General features: G+C 45.4%; 22 protein-coding genes. 13 read left to right on the top strand and 9 right to left on the bottom strand.

Annotated features, from left to right (window positions below):
* Nucleotide 1 precedes the first annotated feature (1 nt).
* From GTW09_RS02020 to GTW09_RS02035, 4 genes are all read left to right on the top strand, one after another.
* Entirely contained in the window at nt 2-1,831 is a 1,830-nt protein-coding gene (locus GTW09_RS02020) for a CsiV family protein (protein WP_163109617.1), read from the top strand.
* Between the two features lie 18 nt (nt 1,832-1,849).
* The gene (locus tag GTW09_RS02025) at nt 1,850-2,365 is read left to right on the top strand and encodes a cob(I)yrinic acid a,c-diamide adenosyltransferase (protein WP_163109620.1); all 516 of its coding nucleotides are present in this window, start codon (nt 1,850-1,852) and stop codon (nt 2,363-2,365) included.
* Between the two features lie 111 nt (nt 2,366-2,476).
* Nucleotides 2,477-4,411: a TonB-dependent receptor domain-containing protein gene (locus tag GTW09_RS02030; RefSeq protein WP_163109623.1), complete on the top strand. Its 1,935-nt coding sequence runs from the start codon at nt 2,477-2,479 to the stop codon at nt 4,409-4,411.
* Nucleotides 4,412-4,434: 23 nt separating this feature from the next.
* On the top strand, nt 4,435-5,592 hold the full coding sequence (locus GTW09_RS02035) for an MBL fold metallo-hydrolase (protein ID WP_163109626.1): 1,158 nt from the start codon (nt 4,435-4,437) through the stop codon (nt 5,590-5,592).
* Between the two features lie 36 nt (nt 5,593-5,628).
* Here the strand turns inward: GTW09_RS02035 and nagZ are convergent, their stop codons facing one another.
* Nucleotides 5,629-6,654: a beta-N-acetylhexosaminidase gene (gene nagZ, locus GTW09_RS02040; protein WP_163109956.1), complete on the bottom strand. Its 1,026-nt coding sequence runs from the start codon at nt 6,652-6,654 to the stop codon at nt 5,629-5,631.
* A 152-nt stretch (nt 6,655-6,806) separates the two neighbouring features.
* Here nagZ and GTW09_RS02045 point away from each other — a divergent pair, with 152 nt between their 5' ends.
* A complete protein-coding gene (locus GTW09_RS02045) occupies nt 6,807-9,191 on the top strand; it encodes a penicillin acylase family protein (RefSeq protein WP_163109629.1) in 2,385 nt (794 codons plus the stop codon).
* Nucleotides 9,188-9,655, top strand: coding sequence for a Cys-tRNA(Pro) deacylase (ybaK, locus tag GTW09_RS02050; RefSeq protein WP_163109632.1), 468 nt, complete (start codon nt 9,188-9,190; stop codon nt 9,653-9,655). Before GTW09_RS02045 ends, ybaK begins: the two co-directional genes overlap by 4 nt.
* Before the next feature lie 8 nt (nt 9,656-9,663).
* Here the strand turns inward: ybaK and GTW09_RS02055 are convergent, their stop codons facing one another.
* The 8 genes from GTW09_RS02055 to thrS form a co-directional block, all read right to left on the bottom strand.
* Nucleotides 9,664-10,224, bottom strand: a complete 561-nt coding sequence (locus GTW09_RS02055; RefSeq protein ID WP_163109635.1) for a hypothetical protein — start codon at nt 10,222-10,224, stop codon at nt 9,664-9,666.
* A 112-nt stretch (nt 10,225-10,336) separates the two neighbouring features.
* On the bottom strand, nt 10,337-10,636 hold the full coding sequence (gene ihfA, locus GTW09_RS02060; RefSeq protein ID WP_100972344.1) for an integration host factor subunit alpha: 300 nt from the start codon (nt 10,634-10,636) through the stop codon (nt 10,337-10,339).
* Between the two features lie 3 nt (nt 10,637-10,639).
* Nucleotides 10,640-13,027, bottom strand: a complete 2,388-nt coding sequence (gene pheT, locus GTW09_RS02065) for a phenylalanine--tRNA ligase subunit beta (protein WP_163109638.1) — start codon at nt 13,025-13,027, stop codon at nt 10,640-10,642.
* 12 nt (nt 13,028-13,039) lie between these two features.
* Nucleotides 13,040-14,020 (bottom strand): phenylalanine--tRNA ligase subunit alpha, encoded by a 981-nt coding sequence (gene pheS / locus GTW09_RS02070; RefSeq protein WP_032095097.1) that lies wholly within the window; start codon nt 14,018-14,020, stop codon nt 13,040-13,042.
* Between the two features lie 316 nt (nt 14,021-14,336).
* Complete coding sequence (gene rplT, locus GTW09_RS02075) at nt 14,337-14,693, bottom strand: 50S ribosomal protein L20 (protein WP_071979225.1); 357 nt, start codon at nt 14,691-14,693, stop codon at nt 14,337-14,339.
* Between the two features lie 17 nt (nt 14,694-14,710).
* Nucleotides 14,711-14,908 (bottom strand): 50S ribosomal protein L35, encoded by a 198-nt coding sequence (gene rpmI / locus GTW09_RS02080; RefSeq protein WP_071979226.1) that lies wholly within the window; start codon nt 14,906-14,908, stop codon nt 14,711-14,713.
* 117 nt (nt 14,909-15,025) lie between these two features.
* A complete protein-coding gene (infC, locus tag GTW09_RS02085) occupies nt 15,026-15,565 on the bottom strand; it encodes a translation initiation factor IF-3 (RefSeq protein WP_071979227.1) in 540 nt (179 codons plus the stop codon).
* A 114-nt stretch (nt 15,566-15,679) separates the two neighbouring features.
* A complete protein-coding gene (thrS, locus tag GTW09_RS02090; RefSeq protein ID WP_163109641.1) occupies nt 15,680-17,596 on the bottom strand; it encodes a threonine--tRNA ligase in 1,917 nt (638 codons plus the stop codon).
* Between the two features lie 676 nt (nt 17,597-18,272).
* Here thrS and GTW09_RS02095 point away from each other — a divergent pair.
* The 7 genes from GTW09_RS02095 to GTW09_RS02125 all read left to right on the top strand — a co-directional run bounded on the left by GTW09_RS02095 (nt 18,273) and on the right by GTW09_RS02125 (nt 25,954).
* Entirely contained in the window at nt 18,273-19,166 is an 894-nt protein-coding gene (locus tag GTW09_RS02095) for a fructosamine kinase family protein (RefSeq protein WP_071979229.1), read from the top strand.
* A 22-nt stretch (nt 19,167-19,188) separates the two neighbouring features.
* Complete coding sequence (locus GTW09_RS02100; protein ID WP_163109644.1) at nt 19,189-19,938, top strand: pteridine reductase; 750 nt, start codon at nt 19,189-19,191, stop codon at nt 19,936-19,938.
* 72 nt (nt 19,939-20,010) lie between these two features.
* A complete protein-coding gene (locus tag GTW09_RS02105; RefSeq protein ID WP_239059242.1) occupies nt 20,011-21,135 on the top strand; it encodes a DUF3080 family protein in 1,125 nt (374 codons plus the stop codon).
* A 92-nt stretch (nt 21,136-21,227) separates the two neighbouring features.
* Nucleotides 21,228-22,064, top strand: coding sequence for a MurR/RpiR family transcriptional regulator (locus GTW09_RS02110; RefSeq protein ID WP_239059243.1), 837 nt, complete (start codon nt 21,228-21,230; stop codon nt 22,062-22,064).
* 127 nt (nt 22,065-22,191) lie between these two features.
* Nucleotides 22,192-23,415, top strand: a complete 1,224-nt coding sequence (locus GTW09_RS02115; RefSeq protein ID WP_338024911.1) for an amidase — start codon at nt 22,192-22,194, stop codon at nt 23,413-23,415.
* Nucleotides 23,416-23,517: 102 nt separating this feature from the next.
* Complete coding sequence (locus tag GTW09_RS02120) at nt 23,518-25,104, top strand: gamma-glutamyltransferase family protein (protein ID WP_163109647.1); 1,587 nt, start codon at nt 23,518-23,520, stop codon at nt 25,102-25,104.
* Nucleotides 25,105-25,135: 31 nt separating this feature from the next.
* Nucleotides 25,136-25,954, top strand: coding sequence for a sulfite exporter TauE/SafE family protein (locus tag GTW09_RS02125; RefSeq protein WP_163109650.1), 819 nt, complete (start codon nt 25,136-25,138; stop codon nt 25,952-25,954).
* Nucleotides 25,955-25,963: the final 9 nt, after the last annotated feature.

A 25,963-nucleotide genomic window follows, 5' to 3' on the forward strand; every position in this document is an offset into this window, starting at 1 on the left:
CATGACGTTATTTCGCTGGTGCACACTTACTGCGGTATTGGCCGCAGTTGCTACCACGCCATCTCATGCTAATGAAGACTGGTGGTTTGATGTGGAGGTGGTGGCCTTTAAGCGCAACACCGCACTCACTCAACTTGAAGAACAGTTTAATCTGGCTGATTCCTTCGACACGCCAGCCACCGAGGTAGATGTTATCAGCGCTGTGGTTATGCCAGACATTAGCCTGATAAAACAAAATTTGGCCACATGCGATGCCGAGGGCAAGCCGCAGAGCGAATCGCCGCTCTCGTGGCCTGAATATCCGGCGTTGACTGTACCTAAACACGATCAAGACTTCTTGGCGCTGCCAGTTTCTATTGCCCAAAGCGGAAAAAAAGCCCAGAGCGAAACAAAAGCCCAGAGTGAAGAAAGAACCCTGATAGATAGCACTGCCCAGAGCGACACAACTGCCCAGAGCGGTATAAGTACCCAGAGCGGTATAACTGCCCAGAGCGATATAAATAACCAGAGCGATGCAGCAACAAGCTCAGAACAAAACCTAGTAGAAAACCCAGTAGAGAACGCATTATCTTCCCCTGCGTTAGACTCGCTACAGCCGAACTCTACATTAGCATCTGCAGATATAACGAGTATCGATGATATCAATGGTGTAGCTGCTACAAATTCAGATTACGATTTATCTGCCGCTGAACCAGCACCAACGCCGCAAACAATAGCATCTTATTGGGCATCATTTTTTGGTGTCGATTCGCTGCCAGCCGTTACTACGCCAGCATTTACCTATTGCGAAATGTCAAAGCCTTGGCTGAGCGTAAAAGCACAAGCAAATGGATACCAATGGCAAGAGCACATGGCAGACAATCGTTTGCCAGCCCCTAAACAGTTACCTGTTGTTATAGAAGGCAACGATTGGCCGTTAAGTGCGTCGTCCCATTTACTTTCAAGCGACATACATGAGCTAACGTCTATTTCACGACAAATTCGTTCTAACCGAGCCCTAGAGCGACTGCTTCATGTTGCATGGCGTCAGCCGGTTAATTTCGGTAAGAACAATGCGTTTAACGTCCGGCTATTTGGCGGTACCAACTATGCTGATCAGTTTAATGTTGACGGCAATGAAGTAGAGCCGAGTTCAGCGCAAAGTACGTTCATGCTTGATGATAACGCTTCGCAGAATTCTCAAGGCTTTTTACAGAACGAGGCGGCACGAAACGCAGCATCTAACCTTGTATCAAGCTCAGAGCCGAACTTATATTCAGGCTCACCCTCCAACACGTCAACAAGCGCAGCATCAAGTTCAGCATCTAGTCTTTACAACACCAACAATGATTTTTTTGCTCAGTTAGACGCGAAACTGCAAGCACCTTCACCCATTACGTTTAACGAATTACAGTCATTAAACCGCGAAGACAATGGTGAAGTATCAAGTACTGAAAATGGCAACAACGAACAGACGCCTATATGGGAAATTGACGGTCGCATGAAGGTGTTTTTGAAATACATAAACCGCGTGCCCTATCTGCATATCGACAGCGAATTATTTTATCGTCACCCTGTGCCTGAAACGTTTTTAAGCGCAGGCATTAATACACCTACCAATGCAGAAGGGAACACACAAGAGAATACGCAAGAGAATACACAAGAGAATACGCAAGAGAACACAGAGCTAACGCCTAATGAACCTCAGCAGTTAGCTTATCAACTTGTGTCAATCCCACTGGCCGAGCAACGCAGGGTGATTAGTGAACAGCTGCATTATTTCGACCATCCATTGTTTGGCTTTATCGTGCAAATTCGCCGATACAAACGCCCCATTGCAGAAGATACATAAGATTAGGAAGCTGGTTTCATGAAAATTTATACCCGTACAGGCGATAAAGGCAGTACTCAGATATATGCAGACAAAGCAGTACGAGTAGACAAGGATGATTTAGTAGTACAAAGCTATGGTGATATTGACGAGTTAAATAGCCAAATTGGGCTATTAGCGTCATTAGTTGCCACTCATCATCATGAGTATTTGCACACTATACAGCGTAATTTGTTTCAAGCAGGATTTGCCATATCGGCAAGCTCTACCCTAAAAGATAGTGATATTGAACGACTAGAAAATCTCATTGACGAGTTAACTAATAAAATGCCGCCTAATACCTCATTTGTACTGCCAGGCGGCTGCAAACAAGCGGCGCAAGCCCATGTATGTCGTGCGGTATGCCGCAGAGCAGAGCGCGCAGTAATTAGTTTGGCCAAGCACTACGAAGTACCAGACGTCGTGCACGCCTACCTTAATCGATTAAGTGATTTCCTTTTCACCTTTGCCCGCTTTTTAAATATCGAAGCCGGCATAGAAGAAGTTACCGTATAAAATAGAGTAACTAAAATACGTTAAGCATTGCTTGAGGCTATTTTTCTATTTACTTTTAAATGAAAATAATTATCATCTACATTCTAAATCAAACTCAATCGATTAAGATGTATGTGTAGGTCTTTCATTTCTTTATTACTGATAAGTGCTCTTTTCGGTACAGCTGTTGCCCAAACCAATAATGACGATGCGGTTGAAAGCAACGCCGCACAAAAGCGTGCCATTGAAAACATTACAGTAACGGCGTCTGGCTTTGAGCAGCTTTTGTCTCAAGCGCCTGCGTCAGTCAGTATTCTTGATCGCAAACAGTTAGCACAGCGTGCTTATAAAGATATTACCGATGCACTTCGCGACGTACCGGGCGTTACGGTTACCGGCGGTGGATATCGTCAAGATATCAGTATTCGAGGTTTACCCGCACAATACACCACTATTCTGGTTGATGGAAAACGCCAAACTGGGCGAGAGTCGCAACCCAATGGCAGCGGCGGCTATGAACAAGACTGGCTGCCCCCTCTCGATAGTATTGAGCGTATCGAAGTGGTGCGAGGCCCTATGTCTACCCTCTATGGTTCAGACGCCATGGGCGGTGTAATAAACATCATTACGCGTAAAAATTACCGTAAATGGAACGGTAACCTGCGCCTTGAAACCCGGCTTCAGGAAAACTCAGACAGCGGCGCAGACAGCCAAGTGCAAATGTCAGTTTCTGGGCCTCTTATTAACGACGTTTTAAGCATTAGCGTAAACGGTCTTTACCAAAAGCGTGAAGAAGACGACATTGAACGTGGCTTTGCAGAAAAATCGTTAAGCAACCTGCGTAGCGCTTTTCATTGGACACCGACAAAAGAAGATGTGGTTTCCTTTGAGATTATTACCCAAGATCAAACCCGTATTGCTACCCCCGGACTCTCCTTGCCCCAGCGAAATAATCGAAGCGAATTAGAGAGCGAGCGCCAATCTTATGCTATTACTCACGAAGGTCGTTATGAAAACCTGGTATCACGAAGCTACATTCAACAAGAATCGATAGAAAATGTAGGCCGTAACATCACCATTGATAATACGTTACTAAACTCTCAGTGGTCTATTAGCCTAGTCCCAAATCACAACATTACCGCAGGTATTGAGTTTCAAGAAGAGTCTCTTGTTGACTTTGATACCAACAGCGGCAGCGCTACCAACATCGAGAACAGCCAATGGTCTGTTTATTCCGAAGATGAGTGGCGTCTTTCAGATGCACTCGCGCTCACCATGGGGCTGCGCCTAGATAATAACGACGTGTTCGACGTTCAGCTTAGCCCAAGGGTTTATGCAGTTTATAATATTAACGATAACTGGGTACTGAAGGGCGGCGTATCTACGGGGTATCGTACGCCAGAACTCAGAGAAATGGCTGAAGGCTGGATCCAAGAAAGTCGTGGCGGCAATGTATACGGCAACGCAGAGCTACAACCAGAAACAACAGTTAATAAAGAATTGGCTATCTATTATTCTGGCGACAACGACCTTGAATACAGTGTCACCGCTTTTCATAACGACTTTGAAGATAAGATAGCAATTGCGGCCTGTGAACTAGATGTATGTACCGACCCCACCGACCGTTACAATATCAATATAGATGAAGCCGTATCTTACGGCGTAGAATTAGCTACCCGTTGGTCTGCAGACAATTGGTCACTAAACGCAGCTTACAGCTTTACCCGCTCAGAGCAAGAAACCGGTGTGAATGAAGGGCTTCCGCTAGTTCAGCAGCCTAAGCATTTATTCACCTTAAATACCACCTATCGTTTGAGCGGTGAAAGCGAAATTTGGTCGCGCTGGACAGTGCGTGGAAAAGAGACGGCGCTTACTTCGGTATCATCACGCTCGATTTTATCACCCGGTGTAGGCCTTTTTGATATTGGTTACAACACGCGACTAACCCGACATATAAAATTGCAAACAGGCTTGTATAACGTACTCGATAAGACCATGCGTTTTGAAGAGTTTGGTTATGTAGAAGACGGCCGCAGACTGTGGTTAGGTATTAATTGGGTGTTCTAATGCGTTTACTAGAAGGACGTTTCATGGCGTACAAAAATTTAGTGCAGCTTATTGTTAAAGTGCTGCTTATTAATAGCTTGTCTCCTTTAGTTTATGCTGAGGCTTTTTATGACTCAAGCGCTTATAGACAAAGTTCTTATAAAAAATCCAAGCAAGAATCGCGTATGGACTTAGCCTACGACGCGGCTCAAAAAGGGCTGCGCCATAGCGATAAATTTCCTGGTTTTGCTAGCTTATGTGACATTGATAGCCCGCTGCGAGATATGAGTGTTAAACGCAGTGAGCACTCGCAAGAGCGCAAAGAAAACGCAAACCACACACCATCACGCTCTCATGATTCTAAACGCAAAGGCCAAAGCAAAAAAAACTCGCTGCCGCCTACGCAAATTTTTGAAAATGTCTACTTTGTTGGTGCGGGCAACGTATCTAGCTGGGCAGTCGATACCGGCGAATCAATTGTACTAATTGATGCGTTAAATAATGAGGCTCAAGCTCAACAATACATTATCGACGGTCTTGCTGCTCTTGGTTTAGACAACAAGCCTATTTCTCATTTAATCATTACTCATGGCCATGGCGATCACTACGGCGGACAGTCACTTATTAGCAAGCTTTATTCGCCTAAAATTATAATGAGTAATCACGAATGGAATTGGTTAGCGGCGGGTGCCGATGGCTTTAGCAGCTCGCGTTGGGGCGAAGCCCCTGCTCGAAAAGTAGGTGTTAGTATTGGAGTCGATGACGAAACTACCCTGACTGTAGGCAATAATACGTTTGCTTTTTACCTCACTCCGGGCCACACGCCAGGAACTCTCTCTGTCATGTTCAACGCAGTGGAAAAAGATGATGCCAATGATGGCGCTACGCACAAAGCCATATTGTGGGGCGGCACAGGCCTTAATTACGGCCCTGATGTTCCGCGCATAAAAGCGTATACTGAATCTGCCGCCAAAATGCGCCGTCTGGCGTTAGTAGAAAACATCGGTGTCTTCCTGTCAAACCACCCTAAACGCGACGGTAGTGACAAAAAGCTTGCTGAAATCAATAAATCAGCAATAGCAATTGATAGCGCAGAAAACGCCGCAAACAATCCATTTGTTTTAGGCAAAGAAACCGTTATGTCGGCGTTCGACATGCTCTATCACTGCACAACAGCCCAAATGATAAAGGCCGGCGGCTAAAAGACTTACAGATAAAATCAGCCCTACTCGCTATTGCTAGCGTTCACTCATGCTTTGAATAAGCGCCACGGCACTGTCGTATTGGTCTTTTAATCCAGTTGGCAGTGCGCGTTGGTAAAATGATCCACCGCAGAGTGCTTTGGCACTGTCTTTATTATTAGCGTTATCTCGTAGCTGCTGAGAAACTCGCTGCTCCAGACCATCAAGAATTTGCTCTGCGCCTTTTACGTTGTTACACGCAAGCACCATGTCGCAGCCTGCATCAAGGGCTGCATTGGCACGCTCAACATAGCCACCAGCAACAGACGCACCATGCATCGACAAGTCATCTGAGAAAACAGCGCCAGTAAAGCCTAAGTCGCCCTTTAAAATTTGTTGAAGCCAACGCGCTGAAAACCCAGCCGGCTCTTCACACACTTGGTTGTAAATAACGTGAGCAGGCATTATGCCATCCAGCAACTCGCTTTTTATCAGCTGTTCAAACACCACCATATCGGTGTGTTTAATTTCTTCAAAACTGCGTTCATCTACTGGCAATGCAATGTGCGAATCGGGCGCGACACTGCCATGACCTGGAAAGTGTTTTCCAATGGCCGGCATGTTAGCCGCTTTTAAACCTTGAATAAGCGACTTAGCAATGCGTACTGTGTCTGTAGCGTTATCAGCAAAAGCCCTATCGCCAATCACTTGCGACACACCGTTAATATCTAATACCGGAGCAAAGCTAATATCAATATCTAGTGTTTTAAGTTCAACGGCGAGGGTCAGGCCGCAGGCTTCGGCGTATTTAGCACATTCACCCTTACTTTTAGAGCGGCGTAATATATCGCCCATAGCAGGAATGGCAGTAAAGCCCTCGCGAAAACGCTGCACTCGCCCGCCTTCATGATCAACTGCAACAAGAACGGGCTTATTAGCATAGCGGCGGATGTCGCTTACAAGTGCCGAAAGCTGGCGCTTATCATAGTAGTTACGAGTAAACAAAATTACGCCGCCAACAACGGGGTGCGCTAGCTTTTCTTTTTCTTCTGGCAAAAGCTCTTCTGCCAAGCAATCGAGCATTAGTGGGCCCACTGTGCTACCTCGCTCATCCCCTTAAAACATTGCGACGTAAAACACTGCAACGTAAAATATTGCGCCATACGCGTCATAAAACATTACTTCTCATTGTTGATTTCTGTGGGTAGGATAGAGAAAAAAACGGAGTAATTCACGTGATAAATTGGATTAAATGGTTTGTTGTTGGCGCGATAGCGCTAATTGCCATGGTTGCCGCAGGTGCGTATACCACACTCTATTTAAGCCTGCCTCGACTAGAGGGAAACAGCAGTACTTATCACGTTGCTCAACCTACCCAACTATCGAGAGACTCTCTCGGGCACGCGGTCATAAACGCAGAAGGAATTTTAGATGCCGCCTATGCACTTGGCTTTGCTCACGCCCAAGACCGCTTTTTTCAAATGGACCTGCAGCGCAGAGCCGCATCGGGCAATTTATCTTCCTGGGTAGGTAAAGCGGCACTTGAGATTGATAAAAATGCTCGCTTTCACCAATTTGAGCAGCGAGCACAAGCCGTGTTCGATAACTTACCAAGTAAACAACAAGAGCTGCTTATTCGCTATTCCCATGGTGTTAACGAAGCCCTAAATGAATTCACTACCCTACCCTTTGAATATATTGCCGCTGGCGTAGAAATAACTCAATGGCGCCCTACCGACAGTATCTTGGTAATTTACAGTATGTATTTAGACTTGCAAGGCGGCCAAGTTAATCTCGATTTAGCAAGAACTGCACTTCAAGACACCTTTGGCGAAGAGATTTACCGTTTTATTACCCAGCCAAGCCATTATCAAGCGGCTTTAGATGGTAGTAAACTTCCCCTGTCAGATGCACCTGTCCCCGAGTACCCCAATATTTTATCTCAAGCTAACGACACCGTTTCAGTTACTCATATTAACCAAAATCGTTATTCGTACGATGGCGCAGAACTTCCCGATATAGGCAGCAATAACTATGCAGTGTCGGGAGAGTTAACAGCTACTGGCGCTGGGCTTTTAGCAAACGACATGCATTTAAGCCTGCGGGTACCCATTATTTGGTATCGCGCGCAGCTCAATTACAGTGAGGCCGGTGAAAACATTTCGGTTACTGGCGTATCGCTGCCGGGACTACCCGGTATTGTTGTGGGCACTAATGGCTATATCGCCTGGGGCTTTACGAATGCGAACTTAGACAACGTAGACTGGGTTACTTTAAATAGCGATACCCCTACCACCACGGTTACCCAAACAATTCCTCTGCCAGGTGCTAATAATGAGAGTGCTGATAGTGAAAGTGCTGATCATGCAAGTGCTGGGCATGAATTTACTATGGAAATGAGTGAGTTCGGCCCAGTAAAAACCATTAACGGTAAGCGCTATGCTCTTAACTGGGTGGCTCATCACGATTTTGCAGCTAACTTGGCTATAGTCGATTTTGGTAGAGTAAAAACAGTGGACGATGCCCTTCTTATTGCTAGAAAAATAGCAATACCTACACAAAATTTAGTGGTGGTAGATAGCAAAGGCAGCGCAGCGTGGACACCCGGCGGCGCTGTGCTTAACAGAGAAAAAGCAAGCTACACCGCCATTTCCGAAGAGCAGATGAGAAACAACACACCGCTACCTGCCGTATCGTTGCCCGTAGTTAAAAACCCAACTTCAAAAAGAATATGGACAGCCAATGCGCGCGTGATATCGGCAGAAGACTTGCCACGATTAGGCGATGGTGGCTATGCACTTGGTGCCAGAGGCCAACAAATACGCGACCGTCTGTTTGAAAAAGACAGATTTACAGAAACCGACTTTTACGCCATTCAGCTAGACAACCATGCCCAATTTCTAATTCCATGGCACAACTTACTCTCTGGGCTGCTTACTATGCATAACGTAGAGTTTAAACCCGACTTGTCTTATCTCAACACATGGAGAGCCTGTGCATGCGAAGACTCTGTTGGATACACCTTAGTTAAGCACTTTCGAAGAGAAGTGGTTCAAATGCTGTTTGGTGAAATATTATCAACTCTTGATAAGCAAGGCGTTCAAAGTCGCACCCTGCTTAGAGGGATTGAACCAGCCACGTGGCAACTTATACATAACCAGCCCGATAGCTGGCTACCGCACGGAACAGACACCTTCGACGAATTATTAGTAGATGCATATCGACGCGCCAAAAATAAGCTTCTCGATAAATATTCTCCTCTTGAGGCCAATATGGATACTCTACGCTGGGGTAGCGTTAATAAGCTTAAGGTAAAACACCCGTTTTCCGCACAAATCCCATTAGTTGGCGATATGTTAAACATGGATGCGGTTGAAGGTTTTGGCGATACTTACATGCCAGCCGTGCAGTCGACTGGTTTTGGCGCTTCACAGCGCTTTTTTGTAAGCCCTGGACACTTAGAGAAAGCTATCCTTACCTTACCTGGCGGTCAGTCTGGCCATCCGATGTCAGAATTTTTTACAGCGGGTTTTAATGACTATGCAACGCAGGCTGCCACGCCGTTACTGCCAGGTGAGCCTATTTATTCACGCACGTTTTACAAAAAAGAGGAAAAATGACACCGGCTATCACACTACTTAAAAAAAAGCGGATCCATCACGAGGTTTTAAAGTACGAGCACGACAGTAATGCCCCCTCTTTCGGCCTAGAAGCGGTTGAAAAGTTAAATTTAGCCGCAGAGTGTGTATTTAAAACCTTAGTGGTAAGTACAGAGCGCGAAGAACTCGCTGTGGTAGTTGTGCCGGTTGCGACAAAACTGAGTGAGAAAAAAGTAGCCAAGGCATTAGGCGCAAAGAAAGTTTCCATGGCAAAAGCCGAGGCCGTGGTAGCTTCAACGGGATATATATTAGGTGGAGTAAGCCCTATTGCTCAGAAAAAGCGACTATCCACACTTATCGACACAAGCGCCAAGCAGCTTACTACTGTGTATGTTAGTGCGGGTAAACGAGGGTTAGAAGTGGCCCTGTCGCCCAGTGATTTGGCCGAACTTACTCAAGGGAAGTTTGCAGATGTGTCGGTGTGAAAGTTGAACTAAGAGCTCGTCGATGAGGCTTTTGCTTGCGTTAACCACTGCTGTTTCGCCTCTTTCATAACCGCATCGCTTGGCGAATCATCGCCGGCAATCGCAATAGCAATTTGCTCAATAATGGCATCTCGCTTCTCTAATAAAGCATCGGCTCTGGCAAACAAATCCTTTGCTTCGGGATATTTTTCTTTAAGCCCATCTATTTTTTCAAGTGCATAATAATGCTGCTCAAATTCTTCATTAAAAAGCTGACGTTTGGCATTAAACACCACATAATCTCTCGCAGCTTTAGAGTTGAGATATTCTAAATCGTCTTCAGACAAGCTAGCAGCTTCGGCCACTTCATTTGCTTGCTCTAGCCAATAATCAATTTGCGCATCGTTATTCTGTTTAACCGCCTGCTTAATTCCCACCTGTAAATCGCTGGCGTGAAGAATTTCCATTACCGTAATAACAGGAACAGCAGACGCCGCTTGGTCACGGTTATCAGCATCTACCGATAAAAACACAAACCAACCTGCAATGGCTATTACTACAACAGAAAGAACGACGAGTGCTTTTTTCACACTTCCTCCTAAGAAAACTGCATAAAGGATCCAGTGCGGATGCACTGTAGAAAAGAGGCAACACAAAAGAGCGAGGGAGTCTCGCTCTTTTAGTATTGTAGCGACGTATTAATTATTCGTCGACAGGTGCCGAGTTTTCAACTCGGCTTTTGAGTTTTTGACCAGGGCGGAATGTCACAACCCTGCGCGCTTTAATAGGAATGTCCTCACCCGTTTTAGGGTTTCTTCCCGGACGTTCGTTCTTATCACGCAGGTCGAAATTACCAAAACCTGACAGTTTTACTTGCTCACCAGATTCCAGAGCGCTTTTTATTTCTTCGAAAAAAAGCTCTACCAGATCTTTTGCATCACGCTTGTTTATGCCTAGTTTCTCGAACAGGTGTTCAGCCATCTCGGCTTTGGTCAATGCCATAGTTTACTCTCTTAACGCGGCTCCAAACTCAGATTCCAAACCTTTTACCACAGTGTCAACAGCGTGCTGAATCTCAGCCTCTTCTAAGGTTTTTTCTGGATCTTGTAAATGAAGTGACAATGCAAGGCTCTTGTACCCAGGTTCAATTCCCTTGCCTTTGTATTCATCAAACAAGTTTAGAGCAACTAGTTGATTTACGCCAATTTTTTCTATGTAAGAAAGAACATTTCCTACACGCACTTCATCTTTTACTGTTATAGCTATATCACGACGATTAGTTGGAAAGCGCGATACTGGTACAGCAGACGGTAACTTGCGCTCGCTAATAGCATCAACCACTAACTCAAACACGAAAACGCGACCGTTCACGCCCAACAATTTCGTAAATTGCGGGTGAATAGCACCAATATAGCCAACTTCTTCATCGTTAAGCAAAATTTTTGCAGTCATACCCGGATGCAATGCACTGTGTTCAGCTGCTTCAAATTGGAACTCACCGTTTTTGCCAGTTAGTGCCAATAGAGCCTCTACATCAGCCTTTGCATCGAAGAAATCGACCGGGCTGTCGCCCATATCCCAATGTTCTTCGTTACGACGCCCTGCTACTACACCACCAATTACTTGCTGTTGCAATACACCATTTGGCGCATCTTGTTGAGGTATAAAGCGTAATCCGGTTTCAAACAGTCGAATTCGCTGTTGCTGACGCTTCTGATTATACGCAGTTGCACCTAGCAGTCCTGGCCATAAACTCACGCGCATTACCGACATATCAGATGATATTGGGTGTGGTAATACCATGCCCTTTAGCTCTGGAAACAGCGTGTTTTGTATTTTCGGGTCGACGAACGAATACGTAATGGCTTCGTTATAGCCTTTGCTTAACAACAGCGACTTCATTGTACCTAATGGCAACTGTGCCTCTTGCGAAGGCAGCATGGCCAGCTTCGCGGCTGGCGCAACGTTAGGAATATTGTTGTAGCCGTAAACTCTCGCTATCTCTTCAATTAAGTCTTCTTCAATTGATATATCAAAGCGATAGCTTGGAGCCGCAGCTTTCCAGCCGTTATCAGTTGCAGTAACGTCTAAACCTAAACGGTTAAGCATCTCCGTTACTTTTGCATCGTCGATACTAATACCTAACACACGGGTTAAGCGATCACGACGAAGTGTAACCGTGGCTTGCTTAGGCAATTTATCTTCTGAAACCGCTTCAACAACCGGCCCCGCTTCACCACCACAAATTTCAAGAACAAGCGCAGTAGCACGCTCCATGGCTTTGCGTTGAAGCAGAGGGTCTACGCCACGCTCGTAGCGGTGCGATGCATCGGTATGCAAACCATACTGACGAGCACGGCCCATAATGGCATCGCGACTAAAAAACGCACTTTCAAGCAAAATATCTTTGGTTTCAGATGTAACCCCTGAGTGAAGGCCACCAAAAATACCGGCCATGGCTAACGCTTTGTTATCGTCTGCAATTACTAGCGTATTTTCTTTAAGCGTTGCTTCTGTTTCATCAAGCAGGGTTAGCTTTTCGCCTTCTTTCGCCATACGCACATTGACATTGCCTTCAATACTAGCAAGATTGAACGCGTGCATAGGTTGACCTAGCTCAAGCAATACAAAATTAGTGACATCAACAATAGGGTCGATACTACGAACACCGCAGCGGCGCAGCTTTTCAACAAGCCACAGTGGTGATGCAGCAGTTACATCAACGCCCTTAACCACACGACCTAAATATCTTGGGCAAGCATCGTCTGCACTAAGGGTAATAGCAAGTTTGTCATCAATAGTAGAGGCAACGTCTTCAACTACTGGTTCGCAAACGTCTAAGTTATTAAGCACACCAACTTCACGGGCAATACCGCGAATGCCTAAACAGTCTGCACGGTTAGGCGTTAAATCTACTTCAATAGCGTTATCGTCTAGCCCAAGGTATTCACGAATATCTGTACCTACTGGCGCATCAGCTGGAAGCTCAATAATACCGTCGTGATCATCACTTATGCCTAGCTCAGAAAAACTACACAGCATGCCGAAAGACGGCTCGCCGCGCAGCTTGGCTTTTTTGATTTTAAAGTTGCCAGGCAGTACCGCACCCACACAGGCTACCGCTACTTTTATGCCCTGGCGGCAATTAGGTGCACCACAAACGATATCAAGTAGCTCATCGCCACCTACGTTAATTTTGGTCACGCGAAGCTTATCGGCATTAGGGTGCTGACCGCATTCTACAACCTCGCCCACTAATACGCCGGTGAACTCACCCGCTACAGGCTCTACGCCGTCTACTTCTAGGCCAGCCATGCTCAACTGTTCAGACAGCTCATGTGCCGACAGCGACGGGTTAACCCACTCTCTTAACCATTTTTCACTGAATTTCATGTGTACTCTGCCTTAGTTGAACTGCTTGAGGAAACGAAGATCGTTTTCAAAGAACGCGCGTAAGTCGTTAACGCCATAACGCAACATAGTTAAACGCTCTACGCCCATACCAAAGGCAAAACCAGTGTATTCTTCTGGGTCTATTCCAACCGACTTAAGTACATTGGGGTGCACCATGCCGCAGCCAAGCACTTCTAGCCACTGGCCGTTTTTCCCCATAACGTCTACCTCAGCTGATGGCTCTGTAAACGGGAAGTAAGACGGGCGGAAACGCACTTCTAAAGACTCTTCAAAGAAGTGATGTAAAAAGTCGTGCAAAATACCTTTAAGTTCGGTAAAGCTCACGTTTTTATCTACCATTAAACCTTCCACCTGGTGGAACATTGGCGTGTGAGTTTGATCGTAATCGTTACGATACACACGGCCAGGTGAGATAATACGTAGCGGCGGCTTTTCTGCTTCCATTGTACGAATTTGAACGCCAGAAGTTTGCGTACGAAGCATCATGTCTGGGTTGAAGTAGAACGTATCGTGATCGGCTCGCGCTGGGTGATTGGCCGGAATATTTAGCGCATCGAAATTGTGGAAACCATCTTCAATTTCAGGGCCGGTTTTTACCGAAAAGCCTAACTCACCAAAAAACGACTCTATGCGTGCAATTGTGCGGCTAACCGGGTGCAAGTTACCAGGTTTTTCAGTACGCCCAGGTAGCGTAACATCTACCGCTTCTTCCGAAAGCTTCTTGTTAAGCTCTTCAGTGCGTAAATGCTCGCCTTTGGCAGAAATAGCCTGCTGAATAACCTGTTTCGCTTGGTTAATTTTTTGGCCAGCGGCAGGACGTTCTTCGTTAGATAACTTTCCTAAGCCTTTAAGTAAATCGGTAAGTTTACCTTTCTTACCCATAAATTCGACCCTAACTTGGTCTAATGTGGCTGCATCTTCGGCAGCGTCAATCTGGCTCTGCGCCTGATTGATAATCGCGTCAAGCTCCATGGTTTCCTCAATGTGCATGATGACTGCATGGCCTTCGCGCAAGAAAGATAAATCTGCGGGCGAAAGCTTGCTTGAAATAAAAACGATAGTTTACACGAGGGATAGACATTACCGCTACCCTATATAGCTGATATTGGCAGAATTTTAACCCATAACTTTAAATTGTTTAAAAACAAAGAGGAAAGGTAGAGTTTGACTTTATAAGAGATGGCTTAAAAAATTTCAAATAAGCATAAAAGGTAGAACTACAGAAAAGAAAAAGGCGAGCATCCTGCTCGCCTTTTCCCGAAAGAACTTAAACTTAATTAGTTAATAATTAAGCTAATGCGCCTTTAGCCGCTTCGACTAGTGCGCTGAAAGCTGCTTTGTCATGTACTGCGATGTCGGCAAGGATCTTACGATCGATTTCAACAGACGCTTTCTTCAAACCGTTAATGAAACGGCTGTAAGACAAACCATTTTGACGTGACGCAGCATTGATACGTGCAATCCACAATTGACGGAATTGACGTTTACGCTGACGACGGTCACGGTAAGCATATTGACCAGCTTTAGTTACAGCTTGTACCGCTACGCGATAAACTCGTGAACGAGCGCCGTAATACCCTTTTGCCTGCTTGAGGACTTTTTTGTGACGAGCACGTGCAATCGTGCCGCGTTTTACTCTAGCCATTCTTTAGTCTCCTAGTCTTAAACGTACGGCAACATGCGCTGAACTAATTTAGTATCAGAATCATGAACCAATTTTTTGCCACGTAGGTGACGTTTACGCTTAGTACTCTTCTTAGTCAAAATGTGACGTAAGTGAGACTGCTTGCTTTTAAAGCGACCAGAGCCCGTTTTCTTGAAACGCTTGGCGGCACCGCTTACAGATTTCATTTTAGGCATTGCTAAAACTCCGCATTGTTTTGTATCGACATGTTCAGCGTGCAGTCGCTTAAGTGTCGGTTAATGTTTGCAGCAAGGTGTTTCAGGGTGCAGATTCCTGAAAACTTTAGACCGTTACTACTTCTTAGTTGGGGCGAGCACCATAATCATCTGGCGGCCTTCCACGCGACGTGGAAAAGATTCGCAGTTTGCGATCTCTTCTAAATCGTTTTTAACGCGATTTAGCAGGTCTATACCGATGTCTTGGTGCGCCATTTCACGTCCGCGGAAACGGATTGTGACTTTGGCTTTATCACCACTCTCAAGAAAGCGACGCAGGTTGCGCAGTTTTACCTGGTAATCGCCTTCATCAGTGCCAGGGCGAAATTTAATCTCCTTGACCTGAATTTGCTTCTGTTTTTTCTTCTGCTCTTTCTGAGCTTTACTTTTTTCGAAGAGGAACTTGCCATAGTCCATAACTTTACAGACTGGCGGCTCAGCATTCGGACTGATTTCTACAAGATCTAAGGTAGCTTCTTCCGCTAGCTGCGTTGCTTCAGCAAGTGAAACTACGCCAACCTGTTCTCCGTCTTTGCCAATTAAACGTACTTCTTTGGCTTTAATCTCATCGTTAATGCGGGCTTTGTCGCCCTGAGCCTTATTGTTAGCGCCTTTAATGTGCTATTCCTCCAAACATTTAATTCTTTCGTTTGCTTTCGTGGTGCTGGATATCAGCAGTTATTAAATACCAAAAGCAAACTCCGGTGTGCATTATACACAAATTTCGCTCAACTACTTAATGGTCTTTGCCATTACTTCTTCTTGAGCCATGGCAATAAAGTTTTCCACGGTCATTTTACCGAGGTCATCTCCACGACGTGAGCGCACTGCCACTTCGCCAGATTCCATTTCTTTATCGCCCACAACTAGCATATACGGGATACGCTTTAGCGTGTGCTCACGGATTTTAAAGCCAATCTTCTCATTTCTCAAGTCAGACTTTGCTCTAAACCCTAATTCCTGCAGTTTTTTTACACAATCTTGCGCGTAGTCTGCTTGTTTATCAGTAATATTCATTACTACAACTTGTTGTGGTGCTAACCACAATGGGTAGAAGCCAGCAAACTCCTCGGTAAGAATACCGATGAAACGCTCTAGCGACCCCAAAATTGCGCGGTGGATCATAACAGGTACTTTACGCTCGCCATCTTCGGCTACGTAAGTTGAACCCAAACGTCCAGGCATTGAGAAATCGAGCTGCACAGTACCACACTGCCACGCCCTGTCTAGACAATCGTGCAATGTAAATTCAATTTTAGGGCCGTAGAAGGCACCTTCGCCAGGCTGATATTCAAATTCGATATCGTTGGCTTTTAGTGCTTCAGCAAGTGCTGCTTCCGACTTATCCCAAATTTCGTCTGCTCCTACTCGCTTTTCTGGGCGAGTAGAAAGCTTAACTGCCACTTTATCGAAACCGAACGCAGCGTAAGTCTCGTACACCATTTTTATACAGCCGCTAACCTCTTCTAAGATCTGCTCTTCTGTACAAAAAATGTGTGCATCGTCTTGGGTGAAACCGCGAACGCGCATTAGGCCATGCAGTGCACCCGATGGTTCGTTGCGGTGGCAACATCCAAACTCAGCCATACGAAGCGGTAAATCGCGGTACGACTTAAGACCCTGATTGAATATTTGAACATGACCCGGGCAGTTCATCGGCTTAACCGCGTACTCGCGCTTTTCCGATTCTGTGGTAAACATGTTTTCTGCGTATTTATCCCAATGTCCGCTCTTTTCCCAAAGCGTACGGTCCATCATAAGTGGGCCTTTTACTTCGTCGTAGTTATATTGACGAAGCTTGGTTCGAATAAAGCTTTCTAGTTCGGTGTAAATCGACCAACCGTCGTTGTGCCAAAATACCATGCCCGGCGCTTCTTCCTGCCAATGGAATAAATTTAGCGCTTTACCAATTTTACGGTGGTCACGCTTTTCAGCTTCTTCTAAGCGTTGTAGGTAAGATTTTAATTGCTTCTTGTCTGCCCATGCGGTGCCGTATATACGCTGCAACATTTTGTTGTCGCTGTCGCCACGCCAGTATGCACCCGCCACTTTCATAAGTTTGAAGTGGTGACAAAATTTCATGTTTGGAACGTGAGGGCCACGACACATGTCTGTATATTCTTCATGAATGTACAGAGCTGGACGATCATCTTTGCTGATGTTCTCGTCAAGAATCTGCATTTTGTATTCTTCGCCACGCGCTTCAAACGCGTCGCGCGCTTCTTGCCAGCTCACTTTATTTTTTACAACGTTGTAGTTTGTTTTTGCTAGCTCAAGCATACGCTTTTCAAGCTTAACTAAATCTTCCTGGGTTAGGCTTTCTTCCATATCAACATCGTAATAAAAACCGTTGTCGATTACTGGGCCAATCGCCATTTTGGTATTTGGCCAAAGCTGCTTGATGGCATGACCTAACAGGTGGGCACAGCTGTGGCGAAGAACATCTAAACCGTCTTCGTCTTTAGCGGTAATTATTTGAAGCTGTGCGTCAGCGTCTATCATGTCAACCGCGTCAACAAGTTCGCCGTTCACTTTTCCTGCAATGGTTGCTTTGGCTAAACCAGGGCCAATATCGTTTGCAACGTCTAATACAGAAACTGGGTTGTCGAAAGCACGCTGGCTTCCGTCAGGAAGAGTTATAACAGGCATGTATGTTCCTTAACAGTGGTGACGCCTACTCTGCGCCACTTGCATTGATAAAAAGTGAGCGTGTAATACGCTATTCGTTTTGAGTCAGTGTTTGTTAATAAAGTTTGTTAATAACGTTCTTTAATAAAGTGTATTAATGGCTTTCACTAATTGAGCTGTGCCGCAAACTTAATAGCTGTGCTAGAAAAATGGATAACACTACTCAATCGAAGCTACGGCAACTACCTACAACATTTTTGAGCGTAATTACCGGAACGTGCTGTGTTTTCGTCATTAATACAAAAACAAACACAATATTAAACAAACACGTTGTATATATTTTCGATGGGCGATTATAACGAGTGTATAGGCAACTTCAATGATGAAAATCAGATCCAAGCAATAAACTCAGGCAATTGCTGATTTTCGGCGGAAACATTGCTAGTTCGCCGTATTTTTGAGCACTTTTTTTGAACACTTTTTTGAACACGTATACTGACTAAATGTACAAAATTCAAAATTTGAATCATACTTTATCAAATTTGTTTGTTTTTTTACCGCTGCGTTCGATTTTTAAAAAGCATTGTCGACTAATATTTAGCGGTGAGTGCTGAGCCGTGATTTTTGGCTTAGCGTTTTGGCTCGGGGTCTGGCTTAGCATTTAAGTTTAAAGTCTATTGGTTGGGGGGGGAATTTTATGTGGCATTTTATTAGTGAACATATCTCGCAAGCCACTGGCCAATTTTTTAATTGCCAGCGAGCAGAACCCGTTTCAGGCGGCGACACTCACAAAAGCTTTATTATCAGGGATGAAACACATCGTTATTTTGTAAAAACGCGGCGTTATGATGATACACAACAGTTACAACACGAAGCCGAAGGATTAGATGCACTTGCGGAAACAAACTCCATTCAAGTGCCTCAAGTTATCTGCCAAGGCGTAACTAAAAATGAAGAGCCCAACATGGAATACTTGGTGCTTTGCTATAAGCGCTTCGTAGATCCTCAACCTACCGATTATTTTCAACTAGGTGAAATGCTTGCCAAATTACATGCCGTAAATGCGCATACAAGTTACGGGTGGCCGCACGATAATTTTATTGGGGCCAGTGTTCAAACCAATGGAAGATCGGCATCTTGGGCAGACTTTTTCGCCGAGAAACGCATTGGCTCTATGTTAGAACGCTTAATCGCAAACAATATCTGGCGTATTAGTGACAACGAAGCACAAGATTTAATTGAATACACAAGACGTTTACTAAGCCTCCATCAGCCTCACCCATCCTTGCTGCATGGCGATTTATGGCATGGCAACATTGGCTTTAGCAAAAAGGGGCCAGTGATATTCGACCCCGCCGTTTACGTTGGTGATGCAGAAACTGACTTAGCCATGGCTGAACTTTTTGGGGGCTTTCCCGAAAGCTTCTTTGAAGGATACAGCAGCCACACCTCACTTGAAAAAAATTACCAACAAAGAAAACCAATCTATCAGCTTTACCATATTTTAAATCACGGGTTATTATTCGGCGCTCATTATATCGTTCAAGCGAAACAGATAATTGACGATATCAAGCGCACAAAATACGCATAGCGTTCAATCAGAGTGATTTTTTATGGAAGACAAGGCACCTGTTGCCCTAGTAACTGGCGCGGCCAAACGCATTGGCGCAACAATAGTTCGGCGATTGCATGCTAACGGCTACCGTGTAGTTGTCCACTATTCCTCATCATACGAAGAAGCTAATTCACTGGTAAACAAGCTAAATCACTCCCGTCCAAATTCTGCGATAAGCCTGCAGGGCAATTTGTGTGACAGTAGTCACATTGATGCTATCGCAGAGAGATCAGTAGAGGCTTGGGGGCGTTTAGATGTTTTAGTAAATAATGCATCGAGCTTTTACCCAACTCCCATGGGCGAGATAACAGAAGACGATTGGTCTTCACTTGTTGGCAGCAATACAAAAGGCCCGTTGTTTTTATCCCAAGCGTTAGTGCCTGCGCTACAGCAAACCGGTGGCTGTATTATTAATATGGTGGATATGCACCTAGACCGGCCTCTTCCAAAGCACAGTGTGTATTTACTCGCGAAAGCCGGGCTCGCCTCTCTCACCCGCTCTATGGCGATAGAGCTGGCGCCTCAGGTTCGTATAAACGGTATAGCGCCAGGCGCTATTTTATGGCCCGAGCGCGATATGGATGAATTAGCTAAGCAACGACTCATTGACAGCGTGCCGCTGCAACAGCTGGGCAGCCCTGATGATATAGCAGACGCGCTGAGCTTTTTGGTCTCTGCCTCGTATGTTACTGGGCAAATTATTTATGTCGATGGCGGGCGAAGTTTGTATACCAGCGCCGAAATATAAAATAAAAGTTTAAAAAAAGATAAAAATATCGAAAGACCTTAAAATTCTCCGAAGAAGAGGTAAACACACCCTATGATGCCATGTCCGCTTTGGTTTACTCGCAACACTCAACATTGCTTCACTCAAACTGTGTGCAGCAAAAAACACGTGATCCAAGCTGGTAAAACAAAGCGCTCCACTCTTTTTACTGGCGTTGCCGTATTAGCCTTAACCGTATTAACCGGTTGCTTTGGCCAAAATACCGTGAAAGACAGCCTTAACGATTATCAAAGCCGTTTATCTCGCGTGTTGGAAACACCTCTCACTGAACCAAGAGTTGCAGCGCTTCCAAGACTGGCTGAAGGCTCAAAGTTAAAGCACCATATTGAAGGGTTAAGTATTAACCTGAGAGAGTTTTACGCTATTCAAGACTGTGAACTTGGCCGCGTAGTAGCAGAGCGAAACACTTCTTTAGGTAAAAGCCAGCTTCCGTCACAGCGTTTAGTATACGAGAGTAAGCTGTTGTCGGTGTTTTCAAGCTGTGAAGAAGCTCTCAGAGAAACCGATGAGGCCCTTGCCGACACGTTAGCCGATTGGAAGCAAGCGAAAGCCGCCGATTATATGAAAAGCTGGGCTAACCTTATCCAAACTAGTAAAGAGATGCGTTTGGGGTTGAACAGCCCTGAGAGACTTCTTGCCCGCGAGAATAACAAAGATGCACAGGCTAGCATTAACAGCTTATATTTTTTAGACGACTTATTATCATCCGATGCACTTGCAGAAAGTGTTGATAGCAGCGAGTTGGAAACCCAGCTAAAAATTATCCTTTCTGCACGATTGCCTGCCAGCTTGTGGCAAACACAGAACACCCTAGCTGCGGTATTACCACCACTTACCGCAGAGCTTACACCAGCACTAGACAAAATCGCCTGCGTTGATGGCAGACCCAGCGATACGGCTAAAATATTGCGAAATGTGTTTTATCTATTTTTTATTGAAGAAATTCAACCCGTGGGTAGCTTGGTGAATAACTATCATTATAAGCTTACGCCTCTGTGGGAAAAGTGGCAGCAAAATCCTGCGCTTCACCCGTTATTTAAAGACTATCTTTATCAGCAGTCTGTTGAAGGTTTTGATAAATACAGCAAGGCTATGCAGTCTCACGTTTCAATGTGGCAACAGTTCCTGGGGCGCTGTAACTTGTCCCCCGTGGCATAAACTAACGGCGTAAAATAGAGGCGTAAACCAGATGCGTAAACTAGAGACGTAAACTAGACACGCATACTTTGTATTTTTAGTGGTATGCTTAAATGATGAAAGATAAAAACCCTAACGACGTTACTGAACAAATAGCGCAGCACTATGCAGCGCTGTCACCAGCAGGTAAAGCAATTGCCCATTATCTGCAGAAAAACCCCATCGCTGTATTGTCACAGTCTACTTCGCTTATTGCAGAGAAAGTGGGTACTTCTAAAGCTACCGTTAGCCGTTTTTTTCGACAAGTTGGCTTCGAATCCCATCAGCAGGCAAGAGAAGCATTAGCCGCACTGCGAGAGCAAGGCGTGCCTGTGGCGTCTAACCACAGCGATAAGCAACATTTTGAAAGCGAAGTTCAAAACCTGGCAGCCACCCTTCAAAGCTCCTCCGCTGAGGAACTTAACGCAATTGCGCAACTGCTCGCCAGCGCAGAGCAGGTTACTCTTATTGGGTTTAGGAACGCTTACCCGATAGCATTGCACTTTCGTCAGCAGTTAAAACAAATACGAGGTTCGGTACGTGTTTTACCACAGCCTGGGCAAACCCTGAGCGAAGACATTATTGATTTAACAGATAAAGACGTAGTGGTTTTGTTTGGTTTTAGACGGCGAACCCGCCAGTTTAAATTTGTGCTAGAGAATATAAAACACTGCAAAACCGTGCTTATCACAGATCCCACGGGTCAGGGCTACAAGCCACAAGTTGACTATTTGTTGGTATCGCATATTGGTAGTGATGCTCCCTTCGACAGTTACGCAGCGCCTATGAGCCTGGTGGCGTCATTGTGTAATTTAACCTATTCGCACATTGGCGAGGCCGCATCCGATCGTGTAGACGCTATTACTGATGTGTACGAGCGTATGGACGAGTTGGAAGATCCAAAGCGTTAGTCGGCACTCTTTAACAACACGCTTAAAGAACACCTTCAACCTAACAATTAAGCAACGTTCGTTTCTCTTGACTTTGTTATGAAACAATTGTTTCATAGGGTAGTCATTAATAATAACTAAGTGTGCCGTGAACTCTCCTTTTGTATTAACACCTTTTTCTGCAGATTGCGAAAACAAACACGCGCCATTAGCTGGCCTTGGGCTAGCCGTTAAAGATCTTTTTCATATGTCTGGTCTTCCGACCGGTGCGGGCAACCCTGACTATTTGAAAACGCACCCTCGCTCTAATAAATACAAAGGGCAACAAAACGGACAAGAAAACGGGCAAGTTGCGGAAGAAAGCTCACAAAACAGCACAGTAAGCGCACTGCTACAAGCAGGTGCTATATTCAAAGGAAAAACCATCACCGATGAACTTGCCTACAGCTTACATGGCCAAAACAAGCACTTTCCGGCGTTAACCAACCCCGCCGCACCTGCGCATATTCCCGGCGGATCATCATCGGGCTCCGCGGTTGCCGTTAGCAGCGGTTTAGCAGATATTGGTTTAGGTACAGATACCGGCGGTTCTATTCGCGTTCCAGCAAGTTATCAAGGACTGTGGGGGTTGAGACCTACTCACGGCATTATAGAGTGCGACAATATGGTAGCACTTGCCCCTTCATTCGACACAGTTGGTTGGATGACGAGAGACTTAAACACCTTTGAGCTAGTGAGCCGAATTTGCATTCCTGGTCATACGCAAACCGCTTTTAGTGACACTGTTCGATTTGGTGTTGCTTCCTCTTTGTTTGAGGGTGTCGCCCACTCAAAAGAGTGCAATGCATGGATAAATGAAACTATTCGCCGTCAGTTTAAAACCACCGATATTTCGTCTGAAAGACTTAATTTAACAGAGCTTGAGAGCGCCGCTACCTTTAGAGTTTTACAAGGCAACGAAATTTGGCTGCAACACGGCCAGTGGATTGAACAAGAAAAGCCAGATATTGCTACTGACATTATGGCGCGTTTGTCATGGTGTAAAACAATTACACACCAGCAAGTTGATGCCGCTAAAGCTCAGCAGCAAAAGGTAATTGAACACCTTACTCACATCTTTGAAGACATTGACGTTTTGGTCATGCCCACTACGCCAGGTATTGCTCCGCGATGTGATGCCGATGAAACTGCTTTGGCAAACGACAGAAATGCCCTACTCGCATTAACCTCGCTAGCGGGACTAGCCGGGCTACCGCAGCTTCATTTACCACTGTTTACTCTGCACGACGCTCCCTGTGGATTATCCCTTGTGGGCAAAAAAGACAACGATCTTGCACTAATCGAGTTAGCCAAGAGGCTACTGACGCACTAAGTGTGCGAATTGTACGTTAGTTGTGCGTGAATTGTGTTAGCAAAAATTTACCAAAGAGAATTCAGTGCAAAGAATTACATAAAAGATTTAAAGGAAATAACAATGACAAAAAAATCCAATATCGCATTTACAGCTCCCCATTTTGCAGCGTCTCAGGTGGGGCTAAATATTTTAGAAAAAGGCGGCACCGCTATTGAAGCTATGGTTGCTGCTGCGGCGTCTATTGCCGTTGAATATCCTCACATGAACGGCCTTGGTGGCGATGGCTTTTGGCTTATTAGCGAACCTGGTAAAGCGCCAATAGGTATTGATGCCTCTGGCGTGGCTGCACAGGGCGCAACACCCAACTTTTACAAAGACTTTGATGCAATACCTAGCCGTGGCGGCAAATCGGCATTAACCATGGCCGGCGCGGTTGCTGGATGGAGTGAAGCACTTAAAATAAGTAAAGAATGGCAAGGTGGCAAAGATGGGTTAGCACTTTCTACACTGCTAGATACGGCGATTAGCCAGGCAAACTGGGGAATTGAAGTAACCCAAAGTTTAACCGACGCCAGTAACAAAACCTTTGATGATTTAGCTGATGATGAGAATTTCGCGCAGTTCCTCATTAAAGGGAAGGCACTTAAAAAAGGCAAAATTCTGAAGCTTACCGCGCTTTCTAAAACCCTTGCTCATTTGGCAGAGAAAGGACTAGACGACTTTTATCAAGGCGAGCTAGCGCAAAAGTTAGCTGCAGATTTAGAAGCCGCAGGCTCTCCTATTCGCCTAGAAGATTTTGAAAACTACCGCGCGAAGCGTGTAACACCATTAAGCGTAACCACTTCAAAAGGCACGCTTTATAATTTGCCGGCTCCTACGCAGGGCGTAGCGTCGCTTATAATATTGGCTCTTTACGATAAAGTGCAGCACTTAGGCAAAAGCGACGCCGACATGGTACACCTGCTGATAGAGTGCACTAAACAAGCCTTTATTGCCCGCAATAATAATGTTACCGATCCGTCTCGCACGCCTATTGATTTACAACAGCTTCTTACCGACGAATCGCTAGATGAAATGGCACAGCATATTTCTTTAGAAAAAGCACAGCTGTGGCCTCACGTGGCAAAGCCTGGAGATACAATTTGGATGGGCTGTTGTGACAGTGAAGGCCGTATGGTGAGCTACATACAGTCTCTTTATTGGGAGTTTGGCTCGGGTATTGTAAGTCCGCAAACCGGCATTGTTTGGAATAACCGAGGCACGTCATTTTCACTAGACCCTGCGAGCAATCAGTATTTAGCGCCAGGGTTGAAACCATTTCATACTCTTAACCCTGCATTTGCAGAACTTAACGACGGACGTCGAATGAGTTACGGCACCATGGGTGGCGAAGGCCAGCCACAAACTCAAGCAGCTTTATTTGCACGTCATGTGTATCACAACCAGCCTATTGATAAAGCCATATGGTTAGGTCGATGGCTACTAGGACGCACCTGGGGCGATGAAAGCCATAATCTAAAAGCAGAGCGCGATTTAGTTGAATATGTGGGTGAAAGCTTAGTGGCTCGTGGCCACGATTTGGTCACGGTAGACCCTTGCAATGAATTAATGGGCCATGCAGGTGCCATTATTCGCCAAGAAACCGGAGATGTAACTGGTGCAAGCGACCCGAGAAGTGATGGCAAGGTATTTTTAGGCCATGTTTAACCGTTAAATTACAACAAGAGAAATAACATACATGCAGTTTTTAATGGACAACCTAACGGTAATTTTATCGTTAATTGGAACCGGCGTTTTTGCTGGGCTTTTAGCTGGCCTGCTTGGTGTAGGGGGCGGTATTGTCATTGTGCCAGTGCTATTTTTCCTCTTCCAGGCGCTAGGTGTATCTTCAGAAAGCGCCATGGTAATTGCTACGGCTACCTCCCTTGCCACTATCGTTCCAACGTCAATTAGCTCGATTAAAGCCCACCACAGCAAAGGTAATGTCGACTTTGTACTGCTTAAAGCATGGGCGCTATTTATTCTTATTGGAGTACTTGTTGGTAGCTATGCGGTAACCGTTGTTAACCCAACTCTCCTTACCCTGTTGTTTGGCATTATTGCCACATTATCGGCAATAAACATGCTGATAGGCAGAAAAGAAGCGCTGTTTAAACGCTTACCCGGTAAAACCGGACAGTCACTTATGGCAACCTGCATTGGTTTATTTAGTTCTATGGTGGGCATTGGCGGCGGAACATTAACCGTTCCTACGCTTACATTTTGCAATTACCCAGCACATAAAGCCGTGGGCACTGCTGCAGCGGTAGGGCTTATTATTTCTCTTCCTGCAGCAGTTACCCTGCTGTTCGCTGGCACCACGCCGCCCGATGCACCATTTGCAACATACGGCTATGTAAACTTGCTAGGCTTTGCCTGTATTGTGCCGTTAACCGTTCTTTTTGCTCCTATTGGTGCAAACATTGCCAATAAGCTAGATGCCAATCTTCTCAAGAAGATATTCGCCGTCGTTCTTATCATCACCGGCCTGCGCATGCTTGCGCAGGTACTCATTTAGGAGTCTTCT

Source organism: Alteromonas hispanica (assembly GCF_010500915.1).
GTDB classification, from domain to species: domain Bacteria; phylum Pseudomonadota; class Gammaproteobacteria; order Enterobacterales; family Alteromonadaceae; genus Alteromonas; species Alteromonas hispanica.

What these genes read in the sequence shown, in the direction of transcription:
- GTW09_RS02025 (WP_163109620.1), top strand. Translation starts at nt 1,850, where the DNA reads ATGAAAATTTATACCCGTACAGGCGATAAAGGCAGTACTCAGATATAT.
- ybaK (WP_163109632.1), top strand. Translation starts at nt 9,188, where the DNA reads ATGACACCGGCTATCACACTACTTAAAAAAAAGCGGATCCATCACGAG.
- thrS (WP_163109641.1), bottom strand. Translation starts at nt 17,596, where the DNA reads ATGCCTGTTATAACTCTTCCTGACGGAAGCCAGCGTGCTTTCGACAAC.
- ihfA (WP_100972344.1), bottom strand. Translation starts at nt 10,636, where the DNA reads ATGGCATTGACCAAAGCCGAGATGGCTGAACACCTGTTCGAGAAACTA.
- GTW09_RS02030 (WP_163109623.1), top strand. Translation starts at nt 2,477, where the DNA reads ATGTGTAGGTCTTTCATTTCTTTATTACTGATAAGTGCTCTTTTCGGT.
- pheT (WP_163109638.1), bottom strand. Translation starts at nt 13,027, where the DNA reads ATGAAATTCAGTGAAAAATGGTTAAGAGAGTGGGTTAACCCGTCGCTG.
- GTW09_RS02020 (WP_163109617.1), top strand. Translation starts at nt 2, where the DNA reads ATGACGTTATTTCGCTGGTGCACACTTACTGCGGTATTGGCCGCAGTT.
- pheS (WP_032095097.1), bottom strand. Translation starts at nt 14,020, where the DNA reads ATGGAGCTTGACGCGATTATCAATCAGGCGCAGAGCCAGATTGACGCT.
- GTW09_RS02035 (WP_163109626.1), top strand. Translation starts at nt 4,435, where the DNA reads ATGGCGTACAAAAATTTAGTGCAGCTTATTGTTAAAGTGCTGCTTATT.
- GTW09_RS02095 (WP_071979229.1), top strand. Translation starts at nt 18,273, where the DNA reads ATGTGGCATTTTATTAGTGAACATATCTCGCAAGCCACTGGCCAATTT.
- GTW09_RS02125 (WP_163109650.1), top strand. Translation starts at nt 25,136, where the DNA reads ATGCAGTTTTTAATGGACAACCTAACGGTAATTTTATCGTTAATTGGA.
- nagZ (WP_163109956.1), bottom strand. Translation starts at nt 6,654, where the DNA reads ATGCTCGATTGCTTGGCAGAAGAGCTTTTGCCAGAAGAAAAAGAAAAG.
- GTW09_RS02100 (WP_163109644.1), top strand. Translation starts at nt 19,189, where the DNA reads ATGGAAGACAAGGCACCTGTTGCCCTAGTAACTGGCGCGGCCAAACGC.
- rplT (WP_071979225.1), bottom strand. Translation starts at nt 14,693, where the DNA reads ATGGCTAGAGTAAAACGCGGCACGATTGCACGTGCTCGTCACAAAAAA.
- GTW09_RS02105 (WP_239059242.1), top strand. Translation starts at nt 20,011, where the DNA reads ATGATGCCATGTCCGCTTTGGTTTACTCGCAACACTCAACATTGCTTC.
- rpmI (WP_071979226.1), bottom strand. Translation starts at nt 14,908, where the DNA reads ATGCCTAAAATGAAATCTGTAAGCGGTGCCGCCAAGCGTTTCAAGAAA.
- GTW09_RS02110 (WP_239059243.1), top strand. Translation starts at nt 21,228, where the DNA reads ATGATGAAAGATAAAAACCCTAACGACGTTACTGAACAAATAGCGCAG.
- GTW09_RS02120 (WP_163109647.1), top strand. Translation starts at nt 23,518, where the DNA reads ATGACAAAAAAATCCAATATCGCATTTACAGCTCCCCATTTTGCAGCG.